An 18369-nucleotide genomic window follows, 5' to 3' on the forward strand; every position below is an offset into this window, starting at 1 on the left:
ACATGGCCGGGCTTTTTCATGGCTTGAGTTTAGCGCGCGCGATAGGTGATGCGGCCCTTGCTCAGGTCGTAGGGCGTCAGTTCGACGCGGACCTTGTCGCCAGTGAGAATACGAATGTAGTTCTTGCGCATCTTTCCGGAGATGTGCGCGGTTACGACGTGCCCGTTTTCCAACTCCACGCGGAACATGGTGTTGGGCAGGGTGTCGACGACAGTACCTTCCATTTCGAAGCTGTCTTCTTTCGACATGCAGTAGAGCCCTCGGTATCCAGTGTTGGCCCGACGCATAACCGCACCGGGCAAAAAAGTGGCGTGGATTATGCCCGAAAATTGTGTGTCAAGCCAATGTCTTTCAGTTGAGGCTGACCCAGCGCTGGTTGATCAGCAGCTCTATGGGGCGGTACTGGGTCTTGTAGCTCATTTTCTTGCAGTTCTTGATCCAGTAGCCGAGATACACCGCCTCGAGGTCTTGACGCAGGGCTTCGGTAATCTGCCAGAGGATGGCATAGCGACCTAGGCTGCGGCGCTCTTCGGCGGGCTCGTAGAAGGTGTACACCGCCGACAGGCCGTTGGGCAGCAGGTCGCAGACCGCCACCGCCAGCAGCCGGCCTTCGAGGCGGAATTCGTAGAACCAGCAGAAGGGCAGGTCGCGGACCAGGAAGGTGGAAAACTGGTCGCGGCTGGGCGGATACATGTCGCCGTCGGCGTGGCGGGTCTCGATGTAGCGCCGGTACAGATCGAAGTACTCCTCCTTGAACGCCGGGCGCGCGGCGCTCACGGTAATATCGGCATTGCGCTTGAGGATCCGCCGTTGCTGGCGATTGGGGATGAAACGCGCGGCGGGGATGCGCGCAGGCACGCAGGCATTGCAGTTCTGGCAATGGGGGCGATAGAGATGGTCGCCACTGCGGCGAAAGCCCATTTCCGACAGGTCGGCATATACGTGCACGTCCATCGGCTGGCTGGGGTCGAGGAACAGGGTGGTCGCCTGCTCGTCCGGCAGATAGCTGCAGGAGTGGGGCTGAGTGGCATAGAACTTCAGTCGCGCCAGCTCTGTCATGATCTACCCCCCTCGGTGAGACTTTGCTTTAAGTGTAAGCCAGCTGGCAGAACTCGCCTAGCAAACCCACGTGGCGCCGTTGGGTTGGTCGAGGTGCTGACGTAGGTAGTCGGCGAACTGGGCGCGGCTGATGGCGCGGGCGCCGAGGCTGTGCAGGTGGTTGGTGGGCATCTGGCAGTCGATGAGCACGAAGCCGGCATCGCGCAAATGCCCGACCAGCGTCACGAAACCGACTTTCGAGGCGTTGTCGGCGCGGCTGAACATCGACTCACCGAAGAACAGCTGGCCCATTGCCAGGCCATAGAGACCACCCACCAGCTCGCCGTCCTGGCGCACCTCGACGCTGTGGGCGATGCCGCGCTGGTGCAGTTGGCAATAGGCGTCGCGCATGTTGTCGGTGATCCAGGTCCCCTCGGCGTAGTCCCGGGGAGCGGCGCATGCATCGATGACTGCGCGGAAGTCGGTGTCGAAACTGACCTGGTAGCGGCCCTGGCGCATCAGCTTGGCCAGCGAACGAGAGACGTGCAGTTCGTCCGGGAACAGCACGGTGCGTGGATCAGGTGACCACCAGAGGATAGGCTGGCCGTCCTGGTACCAGGGGAAGCAACCATGCCGATAGGCCTGCACCAGTCGCTCGGCACTGAGGTCGCCTCCGGCCGCGAGCAGGCCGTTAGGGTCGTGCAGGGCCTTTTCCAGAGGGGGGAAGGTCAGCGAGTCGCGGGTAAGCCAGGTGAGCATGGTCTATCGTGCGGTGGGGGAGGGGAGTGGGCAGGATGGCGCGTGCGGCTTTTCGGGTCAATGCTGGTCTCGTTGGCGGCTGACGCAGTACAGCGCCAGATGTAATTTCCTACACATTGCGAGGGTCGCCGGCACCATCTGGCACATTTGCTGTCACACCTGTGCAAAAACACAGCATAAGCCTTTGTCACGAAAGAAAATGCATGCTCAAATTGCAGTCATACGAAAGTCGCCCCCACTCAAGTGCCTCATGGCGTGCCGCCATGGCGGCTGGCGGGCAGTAATGTTAAAAGTAGTGGTTCGTTGGCCGTTCACCTGGCCGATCACTATTGGACGCGCAGTACGCGCAGGAATAGACGCGTTTTGAAGAAATCCACCGCAACCCCAGCTCCCTTGCCCGTGCCTCTGTGGCGCCAGCAGCTGCATTACCGCCTCAAGGAAGGTGCGCTGATCGCTGTCGGCGCGCTGTGCCTGTATCTGTGGATGGCGCTGCTGACCTACGACACCTCGGACCCTGGCTTCAGCCACACCAGCAACGTCGAGCAGGTGCAGAATGCCGCTGGGCGTGCCGGGGCCTACTTCGCCGACATCCTGTTCATGGTGCTGGGCTATTTCGCCTACATCTTCCCGTTGCTGTTGGCGATCAAGACCTGGCAGATTTTCCGTGAGCGCCACCAGCCATGGCAGTGGAGCGGCTGGCTGTTCTCCTGGCGCCTGATCGGTCTGGTGTTCCTGGTGCTGTCGGGCGCGGCCTTGGCCCATATCCACTTTCACCCGGCAGCCAACATCCCGTTCTCCGCGGGCGGTGCGCTGGGCGAAAGCCTCGGCGACTTGGCGCGCAATCTGCTGAACGTGCAGGGCAGCACGCTGATGTTCATCGCCCTGTTCCTGTTCGGCCTGACCGTGTTCACCGATCTGTCGTGGTTCAAGGTCATGGACCTGACCGGCAAGATCACCCTCGACCTGTTCGAGCTGGTCCAGGGCGCCGCAAGCCGCTGGTGGGAGGCCCGCGCCGAGCGCAAGCGCCTGGAAGCGCAGTTGCGTGAAGTGGATGATCCGGTGTTCGACCTCGGGCCGAAAACCGCCGACAAGCGCGAGCCGGCCAAGCCGGCGCTGCGCGAGCGCATCTTCAAGCGTGAGGCGGCGCCGGCCGCGGACGTCGAGCCCCGCGAACCGACCCTGGCGCGCGAGCCGGTCGTGCCCCGCGAGCCTCTGGCACCGCGTGATTCCGTGGTGTCCCGCGAGCAGTCTGGCGCAGCCCCGACCATCGTGCCTCCGGCAGCGGCCAAAGCGCCGGAGCAAAGCAAGCGGGTGATGAAGGAGAAACAGGCACCGCTGTTCGTCGACAGCGCCGTGGAAGGCACCTTGCCATCGATTTCCATCCTCGATCCGGCGGAGCAGAAGAAGATCGAATACTCGCCGGAATCCCTGGCGGGTGTGGGTCAACTGCTGGAAATCAAGCTCAAGGAATTCGGCGTCGAGGTTTCGGTGGACTCCATCCACCCAGGCCCGGTCATTACCCGTTACGAAATCCAGCCTGCCGCCGGCGTCAAGGTCAGCCGCATCGCCAACCTGGCCAAGGACTTGGCGCGCTCGCTGGCAGTGACCAGTGTGCGGGTGGTCGAGGTGATCCCTGGCAAGACCACCGTGGGTATCGAGATCCCCAACGAAAATCGGCAGATGGTGCGTTTCTCCGAGGTGCTCGCCACGCCCCAGTACGACGAGCAGAAGTCGCCTGTCACCTTGGCCCTGGGGCACGACATCGGCGGTAAACCGGTGATCACCGACCTGGCCAAGATGCCCCACCTGCTGGTCGCCGGTACCACCGGTTCCGGTAAGTCGGTGGGGGTGAACGCGATGATCCTGTCGATCCTGTTCAAGTCCAGCCCGGAAGACGCGCGGTTGATCATGATCGACCCGAAAATGCTCGAGCTGTCGATCTACGAAGGCATTCCGCACCTGCTGTGCCCGGTGGTCACCGACATGAAGGACGCTGCCAATGCCCTGCGCTGGAGCGTTGCCGAGATGGAACGCCGTTACAAGCTGATGGCGGCCATGGGGGTGCGCAACCTGGCCGGCTTCAACCGCAAGATCAAGGACGCCCAGGAAGCCGGCGAAATCATCCACGACCCGCTGTACCGCCGCGAAAGCATGGACGACGAGCCGCCGGCGCTGAAGACCCTGCCGACCATCGTGGTCGTGGTCGACGAATTCGCCGACATGATGATGATCGTCGGCAAGAAGGTCGAAGAGTTGATCGCCCGTATCGCCCAGAAAGCGCGGGCTGCCGGTATCCATCTGATCCTCGCCACGCAGCGCCCGTCGGTGGACGTCATCACCGGCCTGATCAAGGCCAACATCCCGACCCGCATGGCGTTCCAGGTGTCGAGCAAGATCGACTCGCGGACCATCATCGACCAGGGCGGCGCCGAGCAGCTGCTCGGTCACGGTGACATGCTCTATATGCCGCCGGGTACCAGTCTGCCGATCCGCGTGCATGGCGCGTTCGTTTCCGACGACGAAGTGCACCGCGTGGTCGAGGCCTGGAAGCTGCGTGGCGCGCCGGACTACAACGACGACATCCTCAATGGCGTGGAAGAGGCCGGCAGCGGCTTCGAAGGCGGCGGCGGTGGTGGCGATGGTGAAGATTCGGAGAGCGACGCCCTGTATGATGAAGCCGTGCAGTTCGTGCTTGAAAGCCGCCGCGCTTCGATCTCGGCGGTGCAGCGCAAGCTCAAGATCGGCTACAACCGCGCTGCGCGCATGATCGAAGCGATGGAAATGGCGGGTGTGGTTACCCCCATGAACAGCAACGGCTCGCGGGAAGTCATCGCCCCAGGCGGCCCGCGCGATTGATCGTTACCCTGTCGGGCGCCATTCACGGTGCCCGGCCCAATCACTGCTCAACGAGGATTTCCATGCGCGTGATTCGCATGCTGTTGGTTTCTGCCCTGGCACTGGGCTCCGTGTCGGCCACCCTCTTGGCGCAAGCCGCTGAGCAAGACGTGAAGCGCCTGACCCAGTTGCTGGAAAAGTCGCAGACCATCCAGGCCAACTTCTCCCAACTGACCCTCGACGCCAGCGGCACCAGCCTGCAGGAAACGTCCGGCAAGATGACCGTCAAGCGCCCGGGCCTGTTCTACTGGCACACCGATGCTCCCCAGGAGCAGGTGGTGGTGTCCGATGGCAAGAATGTCACCCTGTGGGACCCTGATCTGGAGCAGGCGACCATCAAGAAGCTCGACGTGCGTCTGAACCAGACCCCGGCGCTGCTGCTGTCCGGTGATGTATCGAAGATCAGCCAGAGCTTCGACATCACCTCCAAGGAGCAGGGCGATGTCATGGACTTCACCCTCAAGCCGAAAACCAAGGACACGTTGTTCGACTCGCTGCGTGTGTCGTTCCGCAAAGGCCTGATCAATGACATGCAACTGGTCGACAGCGTCGGCCAGCGCACCAATATCCTGTTCAATGGGGTCAAGGCCAACGATCCGGTATCCGACAGCACGTTCAAGTTCGATGTCCCCAAAGGCGCGGACATCATCCAGGAGTAAGCCGAGGCCGTGATGGACCTGTTTCGAAGCGAACCCGTTGCCCAGCCTCTGGCCGCCCGCCTGCGTCCGTCCAACCTGGACGAGTATGTCGGCCAGGAGCATTTGTTGGCACGCGGCAAGCCGCTGCGCGAGGCGCTGGAGCAGGGGGCGCTGCACTCGATGATCTTCTGGGGCCCGCCAGGGGTAGGCAAGACCACCCTGGCGCGCTTGCTGGCGCAGTTCTGCGATGCCCATTTCGAAACGGTGTCGGCGGTGCTGGCAGGGGTCAAGGAGATCCGTCAGGCCGTCGAGGTGGCCAAGCAGCAGGCGGGCCAGTACGGTCGGCGCACCATCCTGTTCGTCGACGAGGTGCATCGCTTCAACAAATCGCAGCAGGATGCCTTCCTGCCCTATGTGGAAGACGGCACCCTGCTGTTCATCGGCGCCACCACCGAAAACCCATCGTTCGAGCTGAACAACGCCCTGCTGTCGCGCGCCCGGGTGTACGTGCTCAAGAGCCTGGACGAGTCGGCCTTGCGCAAGCTGGTCGACCGGGCGTTGAGCGAAGAGCGTGGCCTGGGCAAGCGTAACCTGCGCGTGGGCGATGACGCTTTCAAGATGCTCATGGCCGCCGCCGACGGCGATGGCCGGCGCATGCTCAACTTCCTGGAAAATGCCTCGGACCTGGCTGAAGACGGCAGCGAGATCGACGTCGAGATGCTGCAGAGCCTGCTGGGCGACAGTCGCCGCCGGTTCGACAAGGGCGGCGAAGCGTTCTACGACCAGATTTCCGCCTTGCACAAATCGGTTCGCGGCTCCAACCCGGATGCCGCGTTGTACTGGTTCGCGCGCATGCTCGACGGCGGCTGCGATCCGTTGTACATCGCCCGGCGCGTGGTGCGCATGGCCAGCGAGGACATTGGTAACGCCGATCCGCGGGCGTTGAGCCTGTGTCTGGCAGCCTGGGATGTGCAGGAGCGTCTGGGCAGCCCCGAGGGCGAGCTGGCAGTGGCTCAGGCCATCACCTACATTGCCTGTGCGCCGAAGAGCAACGCCGTGTACACCGGGTTCAAGACCGCCCTGCGCGAGGCGGCCGAGCACGGCTCGCTGGAAGTGCCCTTGCACCTGCGTAACGCCCCGACCAAGCTTATGAAGCAGCTTGGCTACGGCGATGAGTACCGCTACGCCCACGACGAGCCCGACGCCTATGCAGCGGGCGAAGACTACTTCCCCGAACAACTCGAGCCACGTCAGTACTACCAACCGGTGCCACGTGGCCTGGAACTCAAGATCGGCGAGAAACTGCGCCACCTGGCCGACCTCGACCGCAACAGCCCACGGCAACGGAGAAAACCGTGATCGCACTCATCGCCGCCGTCAGTGCCGGAGGGGCCGCCGGTACCCTGTTGCGCTTCGCCACCTCCAACTGGGTCGTGGCACGCTGGCCGCAGCATTATTATACCGGTACGCTTGCGGTCAACCTGGTGGGCTGCTTGCTGATCGGCCTGCTCTACGGGCTGTTCCTGCACAAGCCGTTCGCGCCGGTCGAACTGCGCGCAGGCCTGGTCGTCGGCTTTCTCGGCGGCTTGACCACCTTTTCGTCCTTTTCGCTCGATACCGTGCGCCTGATGGAAGGCGGGCAAGTGCCCCTGGCCTTGGGCTATACCGCTATCAGCGTGGTGGGCGGGCTTCTGGCCACCTGGGCCGGCCTGTCCCTGACCCGTTTCTGACCAACACCTACCTATAACGAGAGAACGATATGCTCGATTCCAAACTGTTACGCGGCCAACTTCAGGAAGTGGCGGATCGCCTGGCCTCCCGTGGCTTCAGCCTGGATGTCGCGCGCATCGAATCACTGGAAGAGCGTCGCAAGTCGGTGCAGACCCGTACCGAGCAACTGCAGGCCGAGCGTAACGCCCGCTCCAAGTCCATCGGTCAGGCCAAAGCCAAGGGCGAGGACATCGCGCCGCTGATGGCCGATGTCGAGCGCATGGCCAACGAGTTGGCTGCCGGCAAGACCGAGCTCGACAGCATCCAGGCCGAACTCGACAGCATCGTGCTGACCATTCCCAACCTGCCGGATGCCAGTGTGCCGGTCGGGGCCAGCGAAGACGACAACGTCGAAGTACGCCGCTGGGGTACTCCGACCCAGTTCGATTTCGACATCAAGGACCACGTCGCCCTGGGTGAAATCAGCGGCGGCCTGGACTTCGAGGCTGCCGCCAAGTTGTCCGGCGCTCGCTTCGCTGTGCTGCGCGGCCCAATCGCCCGCCTGCACCGTGCCCTGGCGCAGTTCATGATCAACCTGCACACCGCCGAGCATGGCTACGAAGAGGCCTACACCCCGTACCTGGTGCAGGCGCCGGCATTGCAAGGCACTGGCCAGTTGCCCAAGTTCGAGGAAGACCTGTTCAAGATCAGCCGCGAAGGCGAGGCCGACTTCTACCTGATCCCGACCGCTGAAGTGTCGCTGACCAACCTGGTGGCTGGCGAGATCCTCGACGCCAAGCAATTGCCGATCAAGTACGTCGCCCATACTCCATGCTTCCGCAGCGAAGCCGGCGCTTCGGGCCGTGACACCCGTGGCATGATCCGCCAGCACCAGTTCGACAAGGTCGAGATGGTCCAGGTGGTCGAACCGTCCAAATCGATGGAAGCCCTGGAAGGTCTGACCGCCAACGCCGAGCGCGTGCTGCAAGCCCTGGAGCTGCCGTACCGCGTATTGGCCCTGTGCACTGGCGACATGGGCTTCAGCGCGGTGAAAACCTACGATCTGGAAGTGTGGGTGCCGAGCCAGGACAAGTACCGCGAGATCAGCTCCTGCTCCAACTGCGGCGACTTCCAGGCCCGCCGCATGCAGGCCCGCTGGCGCAATCCGGAAACCGGCAAACCCGAGCTGGTGCACACCCTGAACGGTTCCGGCCTGGCCGTTGGCCGTACGCTGGTGGCGGTGTTGGAGAACTACCAGCAGGCCGATGGCTCGATCCGTGTACCTGAAGTGCTCAAGCCTTACATGGGCGGCGTCGAGGTCATCCGCTAAATGAACTACCTGCCACTGTTTCACAAGCTGCAGGGCGGCCGCGTGCTGGTCGTCGGCGGCGGTGAGATCGCCCTGCGCAAGGCGCGCTTGCTGGCCGATGCCGGCGCTGCGCTGCGCGTGGTGGCGCCGGAGGTGGACGAGCAACTGGCCAGCCTGGCGCATGAGGGCGGCGGAGAGGTGCTGGTGCGTGGCTATCAGGCGAACGACCTTGACGGTTGCCGCCTGGTCATCGCCGCTACCGACGACTCGGCACTGAATGCCCAGGTCTCGGCGGATGCCCAGGCTCGTAGCCTACCGGTCAACGTGGTGGATGCCCCGGCCTTGTGCACGGTGATCTTCCCGGCGATCGTCGACCGCTCGCCGTTGGTCATCGCGGTGTCCAGTGGCGGTGACGCTCCGGTGTTGGCGCGTTTGATCCGCGCCAAGCTGGAGGCCTGGATTCCCTCGGCCTATGGCGAACTCGCAGGGCTTGCCGCGCGTTTCCGGCATCAGGTCAAGCGCTTGTACCCGGATGTCAATCAGCGCCGGGGCTTCTGGGAGACGGTATTCCAGGGGCCTGTTGCCGAGCGCCAGCTGGCCGGGCAGGGCGCCGAAGCCGAACGCCTGTTGCAGGCCATGGTCGATGGTGCGCCTGTGCAGCAGGGCGGTGAGGTCTATCTGGTGGGCGCTGGGCCGGGCGATCCGGACTTGCTGACCTTCCGTGCCTTGCGCCTGATGCAGCAAGCCGATGTGGTGCTCTACGACCGCCTGGTGGCGCCTGCGATCATCGAGATGTGCCGGCGCGATGCCGAGCGTATCTACGTCGGCAAGCGCCGTGCTGAGCATGCCGTGCCGCAGGAGCAGATCAATCGCCTCTTGGTCGATCTGGCTCAGCAGGGCAAACGCGTGTTACGCCTGAAAGGCGGCGATCCGTTCATTTTCGGTCGTGGTGGCGAGGAGATCGAGGAGCTGGCCGAGCAGGGTATCCCGTTCCAGGTGGTGCCAGGCATCACCGCTGCCAGCGGTTGCTCTGCCTATGGCGGAATCCCGCTGACCCACCGCGATTACGCCCAGTCGGTGCGCTTCGTCACCGGCCATCTCAAGGACGGCACCAGCAACTTGCCTTGGAATGACCTGGTGGCGCCGGCCCAGACCCTGGTGTTCTACATGGGCCTGGTCGGCTTGCCGACCATCTGTGCCGAACTGATCCGTCACGGCCGTGCCGCGAGCACCCCGGCTGCGCTGGTGCAGCAAGGCACCACGCGCAACCAGCGGGTATTCACCGGTACCCTGGCAGACTTGCCGGCGCTGGTGGCCCAGCATGAAGTGCATGCGCCGACCCTGGTGATCGTTGGGGAAGTCGTGCAGTTGCGTGACAAGCTGGCCTGGTTCGAAGGGGCGCAGAACAGCTGACATCACCGGGGCCGCTTTGCGGCCCCAATGGTCAGCGCCGTTTTCAAAGCCCGCGCCAAACCTGTGGGAGCGGGCTTGCCCCGCGAATGGGCTGCGAAGCAGCCCCAGCGATATCAACCTTGCCAGATCCCCTTGCCCATCAACCGCTCCCGGTCATGGGGCAACGTGAAGTCCTGCAACGGCCCCTTGGGCACGATCCCGTTCGGGTTGATGGTCTTGTGGCTCATGTAATAGTGCTTCTGGATGTGCTCCATGTTCACCGTCTGGGCCACGCCAGGCCACTGGTAGAGCTCACGCAACCAGTTGGACAGGTTCGGATAGTCGCCAAGGCGCCGCAGGTTGCACTTGAAGTGCCCGTGGTACACCGCGTCGAACCGCACCAGCGTGGTGAACAGGCGCACGTCGGCCTCGGTCAGGTACTCACCGGCCAGGTAGCGATTGCGCTCGAGCAGGTCTTCCAGGTAGTCCAGTTCATTGAAGACATCGTCGAACGCCGCCTCGTAGGCGTCTTGCGTGGTAGCGAAGCCTGCGCGGTACACGCCGTTGTTCACCGCCGGATAAATCCGCTCGTTGAGCGCGTCGATGGTTGGGCGCAGCGACGCGGGGTAGAGGTCCAGACGGTTGCCGGTCAACTCGTCGAACGCGCTGTTGAAGATGCGGATGATCTCCGACGACTCATTGTTGACGATACGCTTCTCTTTCTTGTCCCACAGCACCGGAACCGTCACGCGGCCGGTGTAGTGCGGGTCATCCTGGGTGTAGCGTTGGTGCAAATACTGCAGGCCGTCGAGGTGATCGCCGGTGGAGCCCTGCTGGGTGTCGAAGGTCCAGCCGTGGTCCTGCATCAGCCAACTGACAACAGACACGTCGATCAAGGGGTCGAGGCCTTTGAGCGCGCGCACGATCAGGGTTCGGTGTGCCCAGGGGCAGGCCAGCGATACATAGAGGTGGTAGCGGCCGGCCTCAGGGGCTGGCAGTGGATTGCGGCGCTGGGCATTCTCTCGCTTGAACGTGCCGTCCTTGCCGTTTTCATACCACTGGTCGTGCCAGCGGCCATCGATCAACAGGCCCATGTGAGCTCCTCGGAAACAAAAGTCGTTTGTCGTTGGAGCTCAGTCTAGAGAAAAACGTTCGAATAAATAGCGCAAATACCGCGGGACTATTATCGGCTAATTCGATTGATTACGGCTCTTCCAGTACCCATGCGCTTGCTCGAACGCCTGCGCCTGGGTGCTGCCCAAGCCGCGCAAGGCAAGGGCTATGGTCGCGATGACGGCCATTTCACCGTAGCTGTCCTCGGCTTCCGCGCGCCAAACCGCCAGCAGATGATCGGGCTCGAGGCTGGACGGTTTCACATGGCGACGCTCGCTCATGGCTGGCCATTCCTCGTCCCAGGCTTCGCCGCCTGTGGTGCCGTAAAGGTGGCTGATGGTGTCGGGGTTGATTTCGATTTCCCCGCCATCGCCCTTGATCACGATGGCGTGATCGCCGAGCAACTGGCTGGCCTCGCGATGCACGGCCTGGTAACCCGGATGGAAGATGCTCTGCAGGCCGCAGCGGGCACCGAGCGGGTTGAGCACCCGGGTCAGGGAATGGATCGGCGAGCGCAGGCCAAGGGTATTGCGCAGGTCGATCATGCGCTGCAGGGAGGGTGCCCAGTCCTGCAGCGGGAAAAATGCCAGCTGATGCTGGTCGAGCGCTTCGCGTACCTGTTGCCAGTTGCGGCACAGGGGAATGTGCAACAGCTCCAGCACTTGTTCGGTGTACAGGCGCCCGGCCGTGTGCGCGCCGGCACCGTGGAGCAGGATGCGTACGCCGTTGTCGGCCAGGCACTTGGCTGCCAGCAGGTACCAGGGCAGGTGCCGCCGCTTGCCCGCGTAGGTCGGCCAGTCGATGTCCACGGCGATGCTCGGCGCCTTGAGGTGCGTGCGCACGGCCTCGGTGAAGCCAGCAAGCTCCTCGGCGCTTTCTTCCTTGTGTCGCAGCAGCATCAGGAAGGCGCCCAGCTGGGTGTCCTCGACCTTGTCTTCGAGCAGCAAGGTCATCGCCGCTCGGGCTTCCTCGCGGGTCAGGCCGCGGGCGCCGCGCTTGCCTTTGCCAAGGATGCGTACGAATTCGGCGAATGGGTGCTCGGCCGGGGTTTGCAGGGTCAGCGGAAGTGGTTCGGTCATATGCAGTTGGTCGGCTTGGGCAGGCCCGCCAGCTTGGCGGCGAGTTTGGCGGGAGTGCCGTTGAACAGGCGGTTCAGGTGCGGACTGTTGCCCTTTTCCACGCCCAGTTTGAGCGCGGTGTACTTGATCAGCGGACGGGTAGCCGGCGACAGCTGGTACTCGGCGTAGAACGCGCGCAGCAGTTCGAGGATTTCCCAGTGGTCCGGCGTCAGGGCAATGGCTTCGCGGGCAGCCAGCGCTTCGGCCACGGCAGGTGACCAGTCTTGCAGGTCGACCAGAAAGCCGTCCTTGTCCAGGGCGATGGCGCTAGCGCCGACAGTCAGGGTACTCATAGCCAACTGTTGACCTTGTCATAGCGCAGCGAAAGTTCGACGAACGCCGGGTAGTCCACAGCCTTGGCCAGGTCGCTGTCGATGGCGCGAGCCTGCAGGTCTTCGTCGAGGGCGAACAGGCGTTGCGCAAGATCGGCAACCAGCAGTTGGTGATGGGGGGCGCTACCGCTGCGCAAGCCATACACGGCATCGCCGCACAGCAATACGCCATCCTCGGCGCCGAGCAGGCGCAGGCAGCTTTCCAGGCGCTCATCGCCGAACGGGGAGTGGGATAACACATGCAGGGTTGTCATCAGAGCGTCACCACTTGGTCGAAACGGGCCATCAGGGCCTTGAGCGCAGCATCGTCCAGCACCTCTACGGGCAGTTCCAGGCTGTCGGCGGACAGGCCGCGGCGTGTCAGACTGTGCTGGCAGGCGAACAGTTCTTCGACGCCGAACATCGGCAAGGCCTGCAGATTGGCCGCCAGGTTCTTCTGTTGCACCGCAGCGGGCTGCTGGCCGGATGCAAGCTGGAACACACCATCATCCAGAAACAGCATGCCCAACGGCAGGTCGAAGGCGCCGCCGGCCAGCGCGATATCCAGCGCCTCCCGGGCCGATGGGCCATTCCAGGGCGCCTGGCGGCTGATGATCAACATGGATTTGGCCATTTCAATCGCCTCCGAAGCAGACCAGGCGGTCGGCGGTTTGCGCGGCTTCGTGCAGTTGACCGAGCCCTGACAGCTCCCAGGGTTTGGGCAGGTTCACCGCTGGGCGCTGATAACGACTGGCTTCGGCTTCATCGAGCACGCCACGACGTAGCGCAGCGGCGATGCACACCACGGCATCCAGTGCGTTGATCTCGATGAAGGCACGCCACTGGCTGGCGATGTCCTGTTCATCCTGGGGCGCGACCACGTTGGCCGAGGCGCTGTGTACCCCGTCCTGGTAAAAGAACAGCCGGGCAATTTCATGCCCGCCGGCCAGCGCCGCCTCGGCGAAGCGCAAGGCGCGGCGAGAGGAGGGCGCATGGGCTGGTGAAAAAACCGCGATAGCGAATTTCATGGACAACTCGTGCAAAGGAATGCGGCCATGATAAAGCAAAAAGCCCGCGCAGGCAGGCGCGGGCTTTTGTCGACAGGGCAGCGCGGATCAGGCGTTTTCCTTGCTCTCCGGCAGGAACCAGTTCAGCACCAGCGCACAGATACCGCCTGTAGCCACACCCGACTCCAGCACGTTGCGAATCGCCGCCGGCATGTGCGCCAGAAATTCAGGCACCTGAGCCACGCCCAGGCCCAGGGCCAGCGACACGGCGATGATCAGCAGGGCGCGGCGGTCCAGGCGAGTGCTGGCCAAGATATTGATCCCCGAAGCAGCTACTGCACCGAACATCACCATCGCCGCACCGCCCAGCACCGGCTCAGGCACCGCCTGGATCACCCCGGCAACGCTCGGGAACAGGCCGAGCACCACGAGCATCAGGGCGATCCACACACCAATATGGCGGCTGGCGATACCGGTCAGCTGAATCACCCCGTTGTTCTGGGCGAAGATCGAGCTGGGGAAGGTATTGAACAACCCTGCCAGCAGCGAGTTGGCGCCATTGACCAGCACACCACCCTTGATGCGCTGCATCCACAGCGGCCCTTCGACTGGCTGGCGCGACACCTTGCTGGTTGCCGTCACATCGCCGATGGCTTCCAGCGAAGTCACCAGGTAGATCACCAGCATCGGAATGAACAGTGCCCAGGAGAAGCCCAAACCAAAGTGCAGCGGCGTCGGCACCTGGAACAGCGCGGCCTCATGCATGCCGGTGAAGTCCAGGCGACCGAGGTAGCCGGCCAGTGCATAACCCGCGGCCAGGGCGATGACGATGGCGCAGCTGCGCATCCACACCACCGGAATACGGTTGAGAATGACGATGATCGCCAGCACCACGCCCGACAGCAGCAGGTTCTCGCCATTGGCGAAGGTGCCATTGGCCATGGCGCCGAAGCCGCCGCCCATGCTGATCAGGCCCACCTTGATCAGGGTCAGGCCGATCATCAGCACCACGATGCCGGTCACCAGCGGGGTGATCAGGCGTTTGACGAAAGGCAGAATGCGCGACACGCCCATTTCGACGAACGAGCCGGCAATCACCACACCAAAGATCGCTGCCATCACGCTTTCCACCGGGGTGCCTTGTTTGACCATCAGCGCGCCGCCGGCAATCAGCGGGCCGACGAAGTTGAAGCTGGTGCCTTGCACGATCAGCAAGCCTGCGCCGAACGGTCCGAAGCGCTTGCATTGGATGAAGGTGGCGATACCCGAGATCACCAGCGACATGGAGACGATCAGGTTGGTGTCACGCGCCGACACTCCCAGCGCCTGGCAGATCAACAGACCCGGTGTGACGATCGGCACGATGATCGCCAGCAGGTGTTGCAGGGCAGCCAACAGGCCGATCAGCAGCCGTGGCTTGTCCTCGAGGCCAAGCACCAGTTCGTTGGCAGGCGCCGGCGCGCCTGGGCTGTGTTCGTGTGAGCTCATCGAGAAAGCGGTCCGGCATGAAAAAAGGGAGCGCATTCTACGGGCTGCAGCGCAATTGCGGTAGAGGCAGGCACGTTAGCAGCAAGATCGCCGGCTATATCCGCAATAAACTGACTTAAAGGTCAATTTGCAGGTGTGAAAAAGCCCGCCGAAGCGGGCTTTTCATCACGCGGGACGGATTCGATCAGTCGTCGCTACCCATGATGCCGAACAGCTGCAGCAGGCTGACGAACAAGTTATAGATCGAGACATACAGGCTGATGGTCGCCATGATGTAGTTCCGCTCACCGCCATGAATAATGGCGCTGGTCTGGAACAGGATGCACACCGACGAGAACAGCACGAAACCAGCGCTGATCGCCAGCTGCAGGCCGCTGATCTGGAAGAAGAAGCTAGCCACCACGGCACCCAGCAGCACGAAGAAGCCGGCGGTGATGAAGCCACTGAGGAAGCTCATGTCCTTGCGGGTGATGAGCACATAGGCCGACAGACCACCGAACACCAGTGCAGTCATGGCGAAGGCCGAGCTGACCACCTCAGCGCCACCGGTCATGCCCAGGTAGCGGTTGAGGATCGGACCCAGGATGAAGCCCATGAAGCCGGTGAGGGCAAAGGTAGACACGAGGCCCCAGGCCGAGTTACGCAGCTTGGCGGTGAGGAAGAACAAGCCGTAGAAGCCGATGAGCACCACGAAAATGTTCGGGTAGCCGACGCGCATCTGCTGGGCAACGTAGGCCATGACCCCGCTGAACACCAGCGTCAGCGCCAGAAGGCTGTAGGTGTTGCGCAGGACCTTGCTGATCTCCTGCTGCTCGACCTGCTGGCCGTGATGAACGGCATAATCCTGTTCGCGCATTGCGACACTCCTTGGGTAAACCTGTGGTTTTGAAACGTGTGATGCAACGAGTCTAACAGAGCCCCTGCAACCGGCGACACAGAGAGTTTGACAGCGTGTTTCATTAAGGTATTATTGCCGCCGCAAAACAAGCTGGAAGCGTGGCCGAGTGGTTTAAGGCAACGGTCTTGAAAACCGTCGATGGGCAACTATCCTAGAGTTCGAATCTCTACGCTTCCGCCATATTCAAAGCCCTGATTATTCAGGGCTTTTTGCGTTTCTGGGGCATGACAAAACAACCTCTGTGAACCGTCTGCGCCTCACTCGGCGGGAATGATCGAAATCTTTCCATTGCGCTCGACGATGGCGAATTTGACCTGCTGAATGTGTTCGAGGCCATGGCTGTCCCGTGCTGACTCAAGAATATCGTCCTCTGTGAGACGTGCCCGATGCATGCGGTGGTGCAGGAAGCGCCCGTTCTCAACGACCAGGGTAGCGTGTCCATCCAGAAGCCTCGCCAATGGCTTGGAGTTGAGCTTGGCGAGCGACAGCCCAACGTCCAGAACGATCAGCGTAGCGATCACCAGCATGGCATTGGTGAACGAAAAATCATCACCCAGCAGCGCTTGCTGGGTGGCTTCCCCGATGATCAGCAGCAGAACGAAATCGAAGGTGGTCAGGTCGGCCAGCGAGCGCCGTCCGGCTACCCGAAACAGCAGCATGAGGGCAAGGTACATGCCGGCGGCACGGAGAATGGAATCCATGACGCACTCCTAGGGATAAAGGAACGTGGAAAAGCCAACGGCACTTCTTGGCCCGGCCCTGACCGTTCCCTCCAGGGTTCCTACATGGTCACTGCGAAGGGTCAGGTACAACGTGGCCAATCCGTCTTCGCTGGTACCCAGCTGTAGCAATAACGCTGAGCCGTGAGACAGTGAGACTTGCGGCTGCGGCTGTATCGTTTCGATGCTGGCTTTGCGCAGCACTGAACCCTCCAGTTGCACCGCGACCGGATCCCCAGGGGTTCCCTGAACCGTGATCACAAGGCTGTCAGTGGTTCCGCTGCGACTGAGGCGTTGATACTCGACTTTCACTCGGCCATCGGGGCTGATCACTTCGGCATCGCTCAATGGGCCATTACCGAATAGTCCAGCCAGAGCCAGCAGGACGACGGCCAACAGCACATACCATCCCACTCGCTCGAAGCGCCAGACCCGCCGCTGCATGGCCATGTCTTCGCGCACGGGATGACGCCTGGATGTCAGTTCATCTTCCGTCATGATCAACTGCCCTCAGGCACGTTCACCGCGCAGCCAGCGCTGGTGATAGTGGGAGAGCCGCGTCAATCCGTATAGCGCCCCTTGGCGCATGACCTCGGTTCGCTCGCCGAAGAAGCGTTGGGTACGCGTGAAAACGGCGACCGGTTCGCCGGCAAAAGCCCAGGCGAAGCACATCGTCCCAGGCGGTACGCCCGATTCGGATGCTGGCCCGGCCACCCCGGTGGTCGCGATGACCACATTGGCATCGCTGTCTCTTAATGCACCCAGGGCCATCTCCCAGGCCACCGCTTCGCTGGTCAGGCCATAGCGCTCGATGGTTTCGACGCTGACACCCAACAGTCGCTTCTTGGCGGCGGGCGAGTAGACGACATAGCCGCTTTCCAGCACCTCACCAGTCCCAGGCACTGCCGCCAACAAGGCGACCATGCATCCCGCGGTGCACGATTCGGCTGTGGTCAGAATCAAGTGGTTTTCTTTCAGATAGCCAAGCGCGGCCAGCACGGGGTCGGTTTCCATTGCAGAGTCGACTCGCTTGATGTTTTGCGGTGGACGCAAGCGGGTGGGGATTGGTTCCTCCTATCTGCTGTCCGGCGATTTCCGGTGTCCTTCCTCGCCTGGACTCTGGAAAGCGAGCAGGTGCTCTATGCTAGACCAATGCGAAATCAGTGATGTAGCCGTTACCGTCGATGGCCACGGTGAGGACCTGAGGGTCGCTTAGCGCAAAGCCCATTTCGGTGTACACGAACTGCCACCGGAAAAGTCTCACGTCTCCCCAAATCCCACATACCTCGGAAGGGCCGAGCAGATGCTCTAGCTCGGTGAGAGTGGATTGTCCGCGAACGACATTTTTCAGTTGATCTTCAGCTTGGGTTGAACGGCTGCTGAAGTCTTCGAGCAGCATCTGGTGCTCCAGAACGCTCACTAGGCGATTCGAATCCGCTTGCATCGACTCAATACACTCCAGGTATCAGATTGTCCGCTTGTAGAACAACATCGAAGAGGCCGCGGATTCTAATCATGGAATGTACTAAATGGTACAAGAATGTGACGAGGGGTAGGGTTGGCCTCTTCCTTTAGCGATCCGTTGTTGGAACAGGAATTGCTCCACCCCTGGAAAACAACCAGCTTGGGGAAAAGCAAAATGACTCAAGACGACCGCTACTACATGATTTTCGTCGTGGTTGCCGTGCTCGCCCTGGATCTGCTGGCGACCGTAATGTTCCTGAAGGTCATCGCCTGACCCACTCACGGGGCGAGTCGACCCCGGAACCGGGCCCTCTGGGTCGACTTGCAAAGCGACATCGCCTGGCTTCAGCGCTCGTCCCCTGGTACTGCACAGACCCAGGGGCAGCAGGCCAGCCAGTGTGTGCCTTATCGCGAGCTGCGCTCGCTCCTACAGGTCGCGGATCGAGAAGTTGGCCATGTGCTCCAGGCCTTTGATCAGCGCCGAGTGGTCCCAGTTACCGCCACCCAGGG

Annotated in this window: 22 protein-coding genes and 1 tRNA gene; 7 read left to right on the plus strand and 16 right to left on the minus strand. The window is 62.3% G+C overall.

What is annotated here, in order from left to right; genetic code table 11:
* Nucleotides 1-29: 29 nt before the first annotated feature.
* From infA to aat, 3 genes are all read right to left on the minus strand, one after another.
* Nucleotides 30-248: a translation initiation factor IF-1 gene (gene infA, locus E2H86_RS23605; protein WP_002553999.1), complete on the minus strand. Its 219-nt coding sequence runs from the start codon at nt 246-248 to the stop codon at nt 30-32.
* A 103-nt stretch (nt 249-351) separates the two neighbouring features.
* Complete coding sequence (locus tag E2H86_RS23610) at nt 352-1059, minus strand: arginyltransferase (protein ID WP_133331926.1); 708 nt, start codon at nt 1057-1059, stop codon at nt 352-354.
* 57 nt (nt 1060-1116) lie between these two features.
* The gene (gene aat, locus E2H86_RS23615) at nt 1117-1797 is read right to left on the minus strand and encodes a leucyl/phenylalanyl-tRNA--protein transferase (RefSeq protein ID WP_133331927.1); all 681 of its coding nucleotides are present in this window, start codon (nt 1795-1797) and stop codon (nt 1117-1119) included.
* A gap of 315 nt (nt 1798-2112) precedes the next feature.
* On the opposite strand from aat, the gene E2H86_RS23620 reads away from it, so the two are divergent.
* The 6 genes from E2H86_RS23620 to cysG all read left to right on the plus strand — a co-directional run bounded on the left by E2H86_RS23620 (nt 2113) and on the right by cysG (nt 9762).
* Nucleotides 2113-4653, plus strand: a complete 2541-nt coding sequence (locus E2H86_RS23620) for a DNA translocase FtsK (protein ID WP_397466788.1) — start codon at nt 2113-2115, stop codon at nt 4651-4653.
* 62 nt (nt 4654-4715) lie between these two features.
* Nucleotides 4716-5351, plus strand: coding sequence for an outer membrane lipoprotein chaperone LolA (lolA, locus tag E2H86_RS23625; protein ID WP_133331928.1), 636 nt, complete (start codon nt 4716-4718; stop codon nt 5349-5351).
* 12 nt (nt 5352-5363) lie between these two features.
* Nucleotides 5364-6689, plus strand: coding sequence for a replication-associated recombination protein A (locus tag E2H86_RS23630; protein ID WP_133331929.1), 1326 nt, complete (start codon nt 5364-5366; stop codon nt 6687-6689).
* Nucleotides 6686-7060, plus strand: a complete 375-nt coding sequence (gene crcB, locus E2H86_RS23635) for a fluoride efflux transporter CrcB (RefSeq protein WP_133331930.1) — start codon at nt 6686-6688, stop codon at nt 7058-7060. The genes E2H86_RS23630 and crcB overlap by 4 nt, the downstream gene beginning before the upstream one ends.
* Before the next feature lie 29 nt (nt 7061-7089).
* Nucleotides 7090-8370 carry a serine--tRNA ligase gene (serS, locus tag E2H86_RS23640; protein WP_133331931.1) on the plus strand — a complete coding sequence of 427 codons (1281 nt, stop codon included), beginning with the start codon at nt 7090-7092 and terminating at the stop codon, nt 8368-8370.
* Nucleotides 8371-9762, plus strand: a complete 1392-nt coding sequence (gene cysG, locus E2H86_RS23645; protein WP_133331932.1) for a siroheme synthase CysG — start codon at nt 8371-8373, stop codon at nt 9760-9762.
* A gap of 113 nt (nt 9763-9875) precedes the next feature.
* Here the strand turns inward: cysG and E2H86_RS23650 are convergent, their stop codons facing one another.
* The 8 genes from E2H86_RS23650 to E2H86_RS23685 all read right to left on the minus strand — a co-directional run bounded on the left by E2H86_RS23650 (nt 9876) and on the right by E2H86_RS23685 (nt 15634).
* On the minus strand, nt 9876-10835 hold the full coding sequence (locus tag E2H86_RS23650) for a glutathione S-transferase family protein (protein WP_133331933.1): 960 nt from the start codon (nt 10833-10835) through the stop codon (nt 9876-9878).
* Between the two features lie 96 nt (nt 10836-10931).
* Nucleotides 10932-11933: a glycosyl transferase family protein gene (locus E2H86_RS23655; RefSeq protein WP_133331934.1), complete on the minus strand. Its 1002-nt coding sequence runs from the start codon at nt 11931-11933 to the stop codon at nt 10932-10934.
* Complete coding sequence (locus E2H86_RS23660; RefSeq protein ID WP_133331935.1) at nt 11930-12265, minus strand: TusE/DsrC/DsvC family sulfur relay protein; 336 nt, start codon at nt 12263-12265, stop codon at nt 11930-11932. The genes E2H86_RS23655 and E2H86_RS23660 overlap by 4 nt, the downstream gene beginning before the upstream one ends.
* Nucleotides 12262-12558: a sulfurtransferase complex subunit TusB gene (gene tusB, locus E2H86_RS23665; protein ID WP_133331936.1), complete on the minus strand. Its 297-nt coding sequence runs from the start codon at nt 12556-12558 to the stop codon at nt 12262-12264. The genes E2H86_RS23660 and tusB overlap by 4 nt, the downstream gene beginning before the upstream one ends.
* Nucleotides 12558-12917 carry a sulfurtransferase complex subunit TusC gene (gene tusC / locus E2H86_RS23670; protein ID WP_133331937.1) on the minus strand — a complete coding sequence of 120 codons (360 nt, stop codon included), beginning with the start codon at nt 12915-12917 and terminating at the stop codon, nt 12558-12560. The genes tusB and tusC overlap by 1 nt, the downstream gene beginning before the upstream one ends.
* Nucleotide 12918: 1 nt before the next feature.
* Nucleotides 12919-13311: a sulfurtransferase complex subunit TusD gene (tusD, locus tag E2H86_RS23675; protein ID WP_133331938.1), complete on the minus strand. Its 393-nt coding sequence runs from the start codon at nt 13309-13311 to the stop codon at nt 12919-12921.
* 87 nt (nt 13312-13398) lie between these two features.
* A complete protein-coding gene (locus E2H86_RS23680) occupies nt 13399-14778 on the minus strand; it encodes a nucleobase:cation symporter-2 family protein (RefSeq protein ID WP_133331939.1) in 1380 nt (459 codons plus the stop codon).
* Nucleotides 14779-14962: 184 nt separating this feature from the next.
* Nucleotides 14963-15634 (minus strand): Bax inhibitor-1/YccA family protein, encoded by a 672-nt coding sequence (locus E2H86_RS23685; RefSeq protein WP_133331940.1) that lies wholly within the window; start codon nt 15632-15634, stop codon nt 14963-14965.
* 134 nt (nt 15635-15768) lie between these two features.
* On the opposite strand from E2H86_RS23685, the gene E2H86_RS23690 reads away from it, so the two are divergent.
* Nucleotides 15769-15856 (plus strand) — tRNA-Ser (locus E2H86_RS23690).
* 77 nt (nt 15857-15933) lie between these two features.
* Here the strand turns inward: E2H86_RS23690 and E2H86_RS23695 are convergent.
* The 5 genes from E2H86_RS23695 to E2H86_RS26355 all read right to left on the minus strand — a co-directional run.
* Complete coding sequence (locus E2H86_RS23695; protein ID WP_133331941.1) at nt 15934-16377, minus strand: DUF421 domain-containing protein; 444 nt, start codon at nt 16375-16377, stop codon at nt 15934-15936.
* 9 nt (nt 16378-16386) lie between these two features.
* Nucleotides 16387-16893, minus strand: coding sequence for a hypothetical protein (locus tag E2H86_RS23700; RefSeq protein WP_165976117.1), 507 nt, complete (start codon nt 16891-16893; stop codon nt 16387-16389).
* Between the two features lie 12 nt (nt 16894-16905).
* Nucleotides 16906-17409 (minus strand): CinA family protein, encoded by a 504-nt coding sequence (locus E2H86_RS23705; protein WP_133331942.1) that lies wholly within the window; start codon nt 17407-17409, stop codon nt 16906-16908.
* Nucleotides 17410-17539: 130 nt separating this feature from the next.
* The gene (locus tag E2H86_RS23710) at nt 17540-17794 is read right to left on the minus strand and encodes a hypothetical protein (RefSeq protein ID WP_133331943.1); all 255 of its coding nucleotides are present in this window, start codon (nt 17792-17794) and stop codon (nt 17540-17542) included.
* A gap of 492 nt (nt 17795-18286) precedes the next feature.
* On the minus strand, nt 18287-18369 hold an 83-nt coding region (locus E2H86_RS26355), incomplete at its 5' end, for a hypothetical protein (RefSeq protein WP_243744096.1).

The organism is Pseudomonas putida (genome assembly GCF_004357765.1).
Taxonomy (GTDB): domain Bacteria; phylum Pseudomonadota; class Gammaproteobacteria; order Pseudomonadales; family Pseudomonadaceae; genus Aquipseudomonas; species Aquipseudomonas putida_U.

Bases quoted from the DNA above. Each gene is read 5' to 3' on its own strand.
- infA (WP_002553999.1), bottom strand. From the start codon at position 248: ATGTCGAAAGAAGACAGCTTCGAAATGGAAGGTACTGTCGTCGACACC.
- E2H86_RS23610 (WP_133331926.1), bottom strand. From the start codon at position 1,059: ATGACAGAGCTGGCGCGACTGAAGTTCTATGCCACTCAGCCCCACTCC.
- aat (WP_133331927.1), bottom strand. From the start codon at position 1,797: ATGCTCACCTGGCTTACCCGCGACTCGCTGACCTTCCCCCCTCTGGAA.
- lolA (WP_133331928.1), top strand. From the start codon at position 4,716: ATGCGCGTGATTCGCATGCTGTTGGTTTCTGCCCTGGCACTGGGCTCC.
- E2H86_RS23630 (WP_133331929.1), top strand. From the start codon at position 5,364: ATGGACCTGTTTCGAAGCGAACCCGTTGCCCAGCCTCTGGCCGCCCGC.
- serS (WP_133331931.1), top strand. From the start codon at position 7,090: ATGCTCGATTCCAAACTGTTACGCGGCCAACTTCAGGAAGTGGCGGAT.
- cysG (WP_133331932.1), top strand. From the start codon at position 8,371: ATGAACTACCTGCCACTGTTTCACAAGCTGCAGGGCGGCCGCGTGCTG.
- E2H86_RS23650 (WP_133331933.1), bottom strand. From the start codon at position 10,835: ATGGGCCTGTTGATCGATGGCCGCTGGCACGACCAGTGGTATGAAAAC.
- E2H86_RS23655 (WP_133331934.1), bottom strand. From the start codon at position 11,933: ATGACCGAACCACTTCCGCTGACCCTGCAAACCCCGGCCGAGCACCCA.
- E2H86_RS23660 (WP_133331935.1), bottom strand. From the start codon at position 12,265: ATGAGTACCCTGACTGTCGGCGCTAGCGCCATCGCCCTGGACAAGGAC.
- tusB (WP_133331936.1), bottom strand. From the start codon at position 12,558: ATGACAACCCTGCATGTGTTATCCCACTCCCCGTTCGGCGATGAGCGC.
- tusC (WP_133331937.1), bottom strand. From the start codon at position 12,917: ATGGCCAAATCCATGTTGATCATCAGCCGCCAGGCGCCCTGGAATGGC.
- tusD (WP_133331938.1), bottom strand. From the start codon at position 13,311: ATGAAATTCGCTATCGCGGTTTTTTCACCAGCCCATGCGCCCTCCTCT.
- E2H86_RS23680 (WP_133331939.1), bottom strand. From the start codon at position 14,778: ATGAGCTCACACGAACACAGCCCAGGCGCGCCGGCGCCTGCCAACGAA.
- E2H86_RS23685 (WP_133331940.1), bottom strand. From the start codon at position 15,634: ATGCGCGAACAGGATTATGCCGTTCATCACGGCCAGCAGGTCGAGCAG.
- E2H86_RS23695 (WP_133331941.1), bottom strand. From the start codon at position 16,377: ATGGATTCCATTCTCCGTGCCGCCGGCATGTACCTTGCCCTCATGCTG.
- E2H86_RS23700 (WP_165976117.1), bottom strand. From the start codon at position 16,893: ATGACGGAAGATGAACTGACATCCAGGCGTCATCCCGTGCGCGAAGAC.
- E2H86_RS23705 (WP_133331942.1), bottom strand. From the start codon at position 17,409: ATGGAAACCGACCCCGTGCTGGCCGCGCTTGGCTATCTGAAAGAAAAC.
- E2H86_RS23710 (WP_133331943.1), bottom strand. From the start codon at position 17,794: ATGCTGCTCGAAGACTTCAGCAGCCGTTCAACCCAAGCTGAAGATCAA.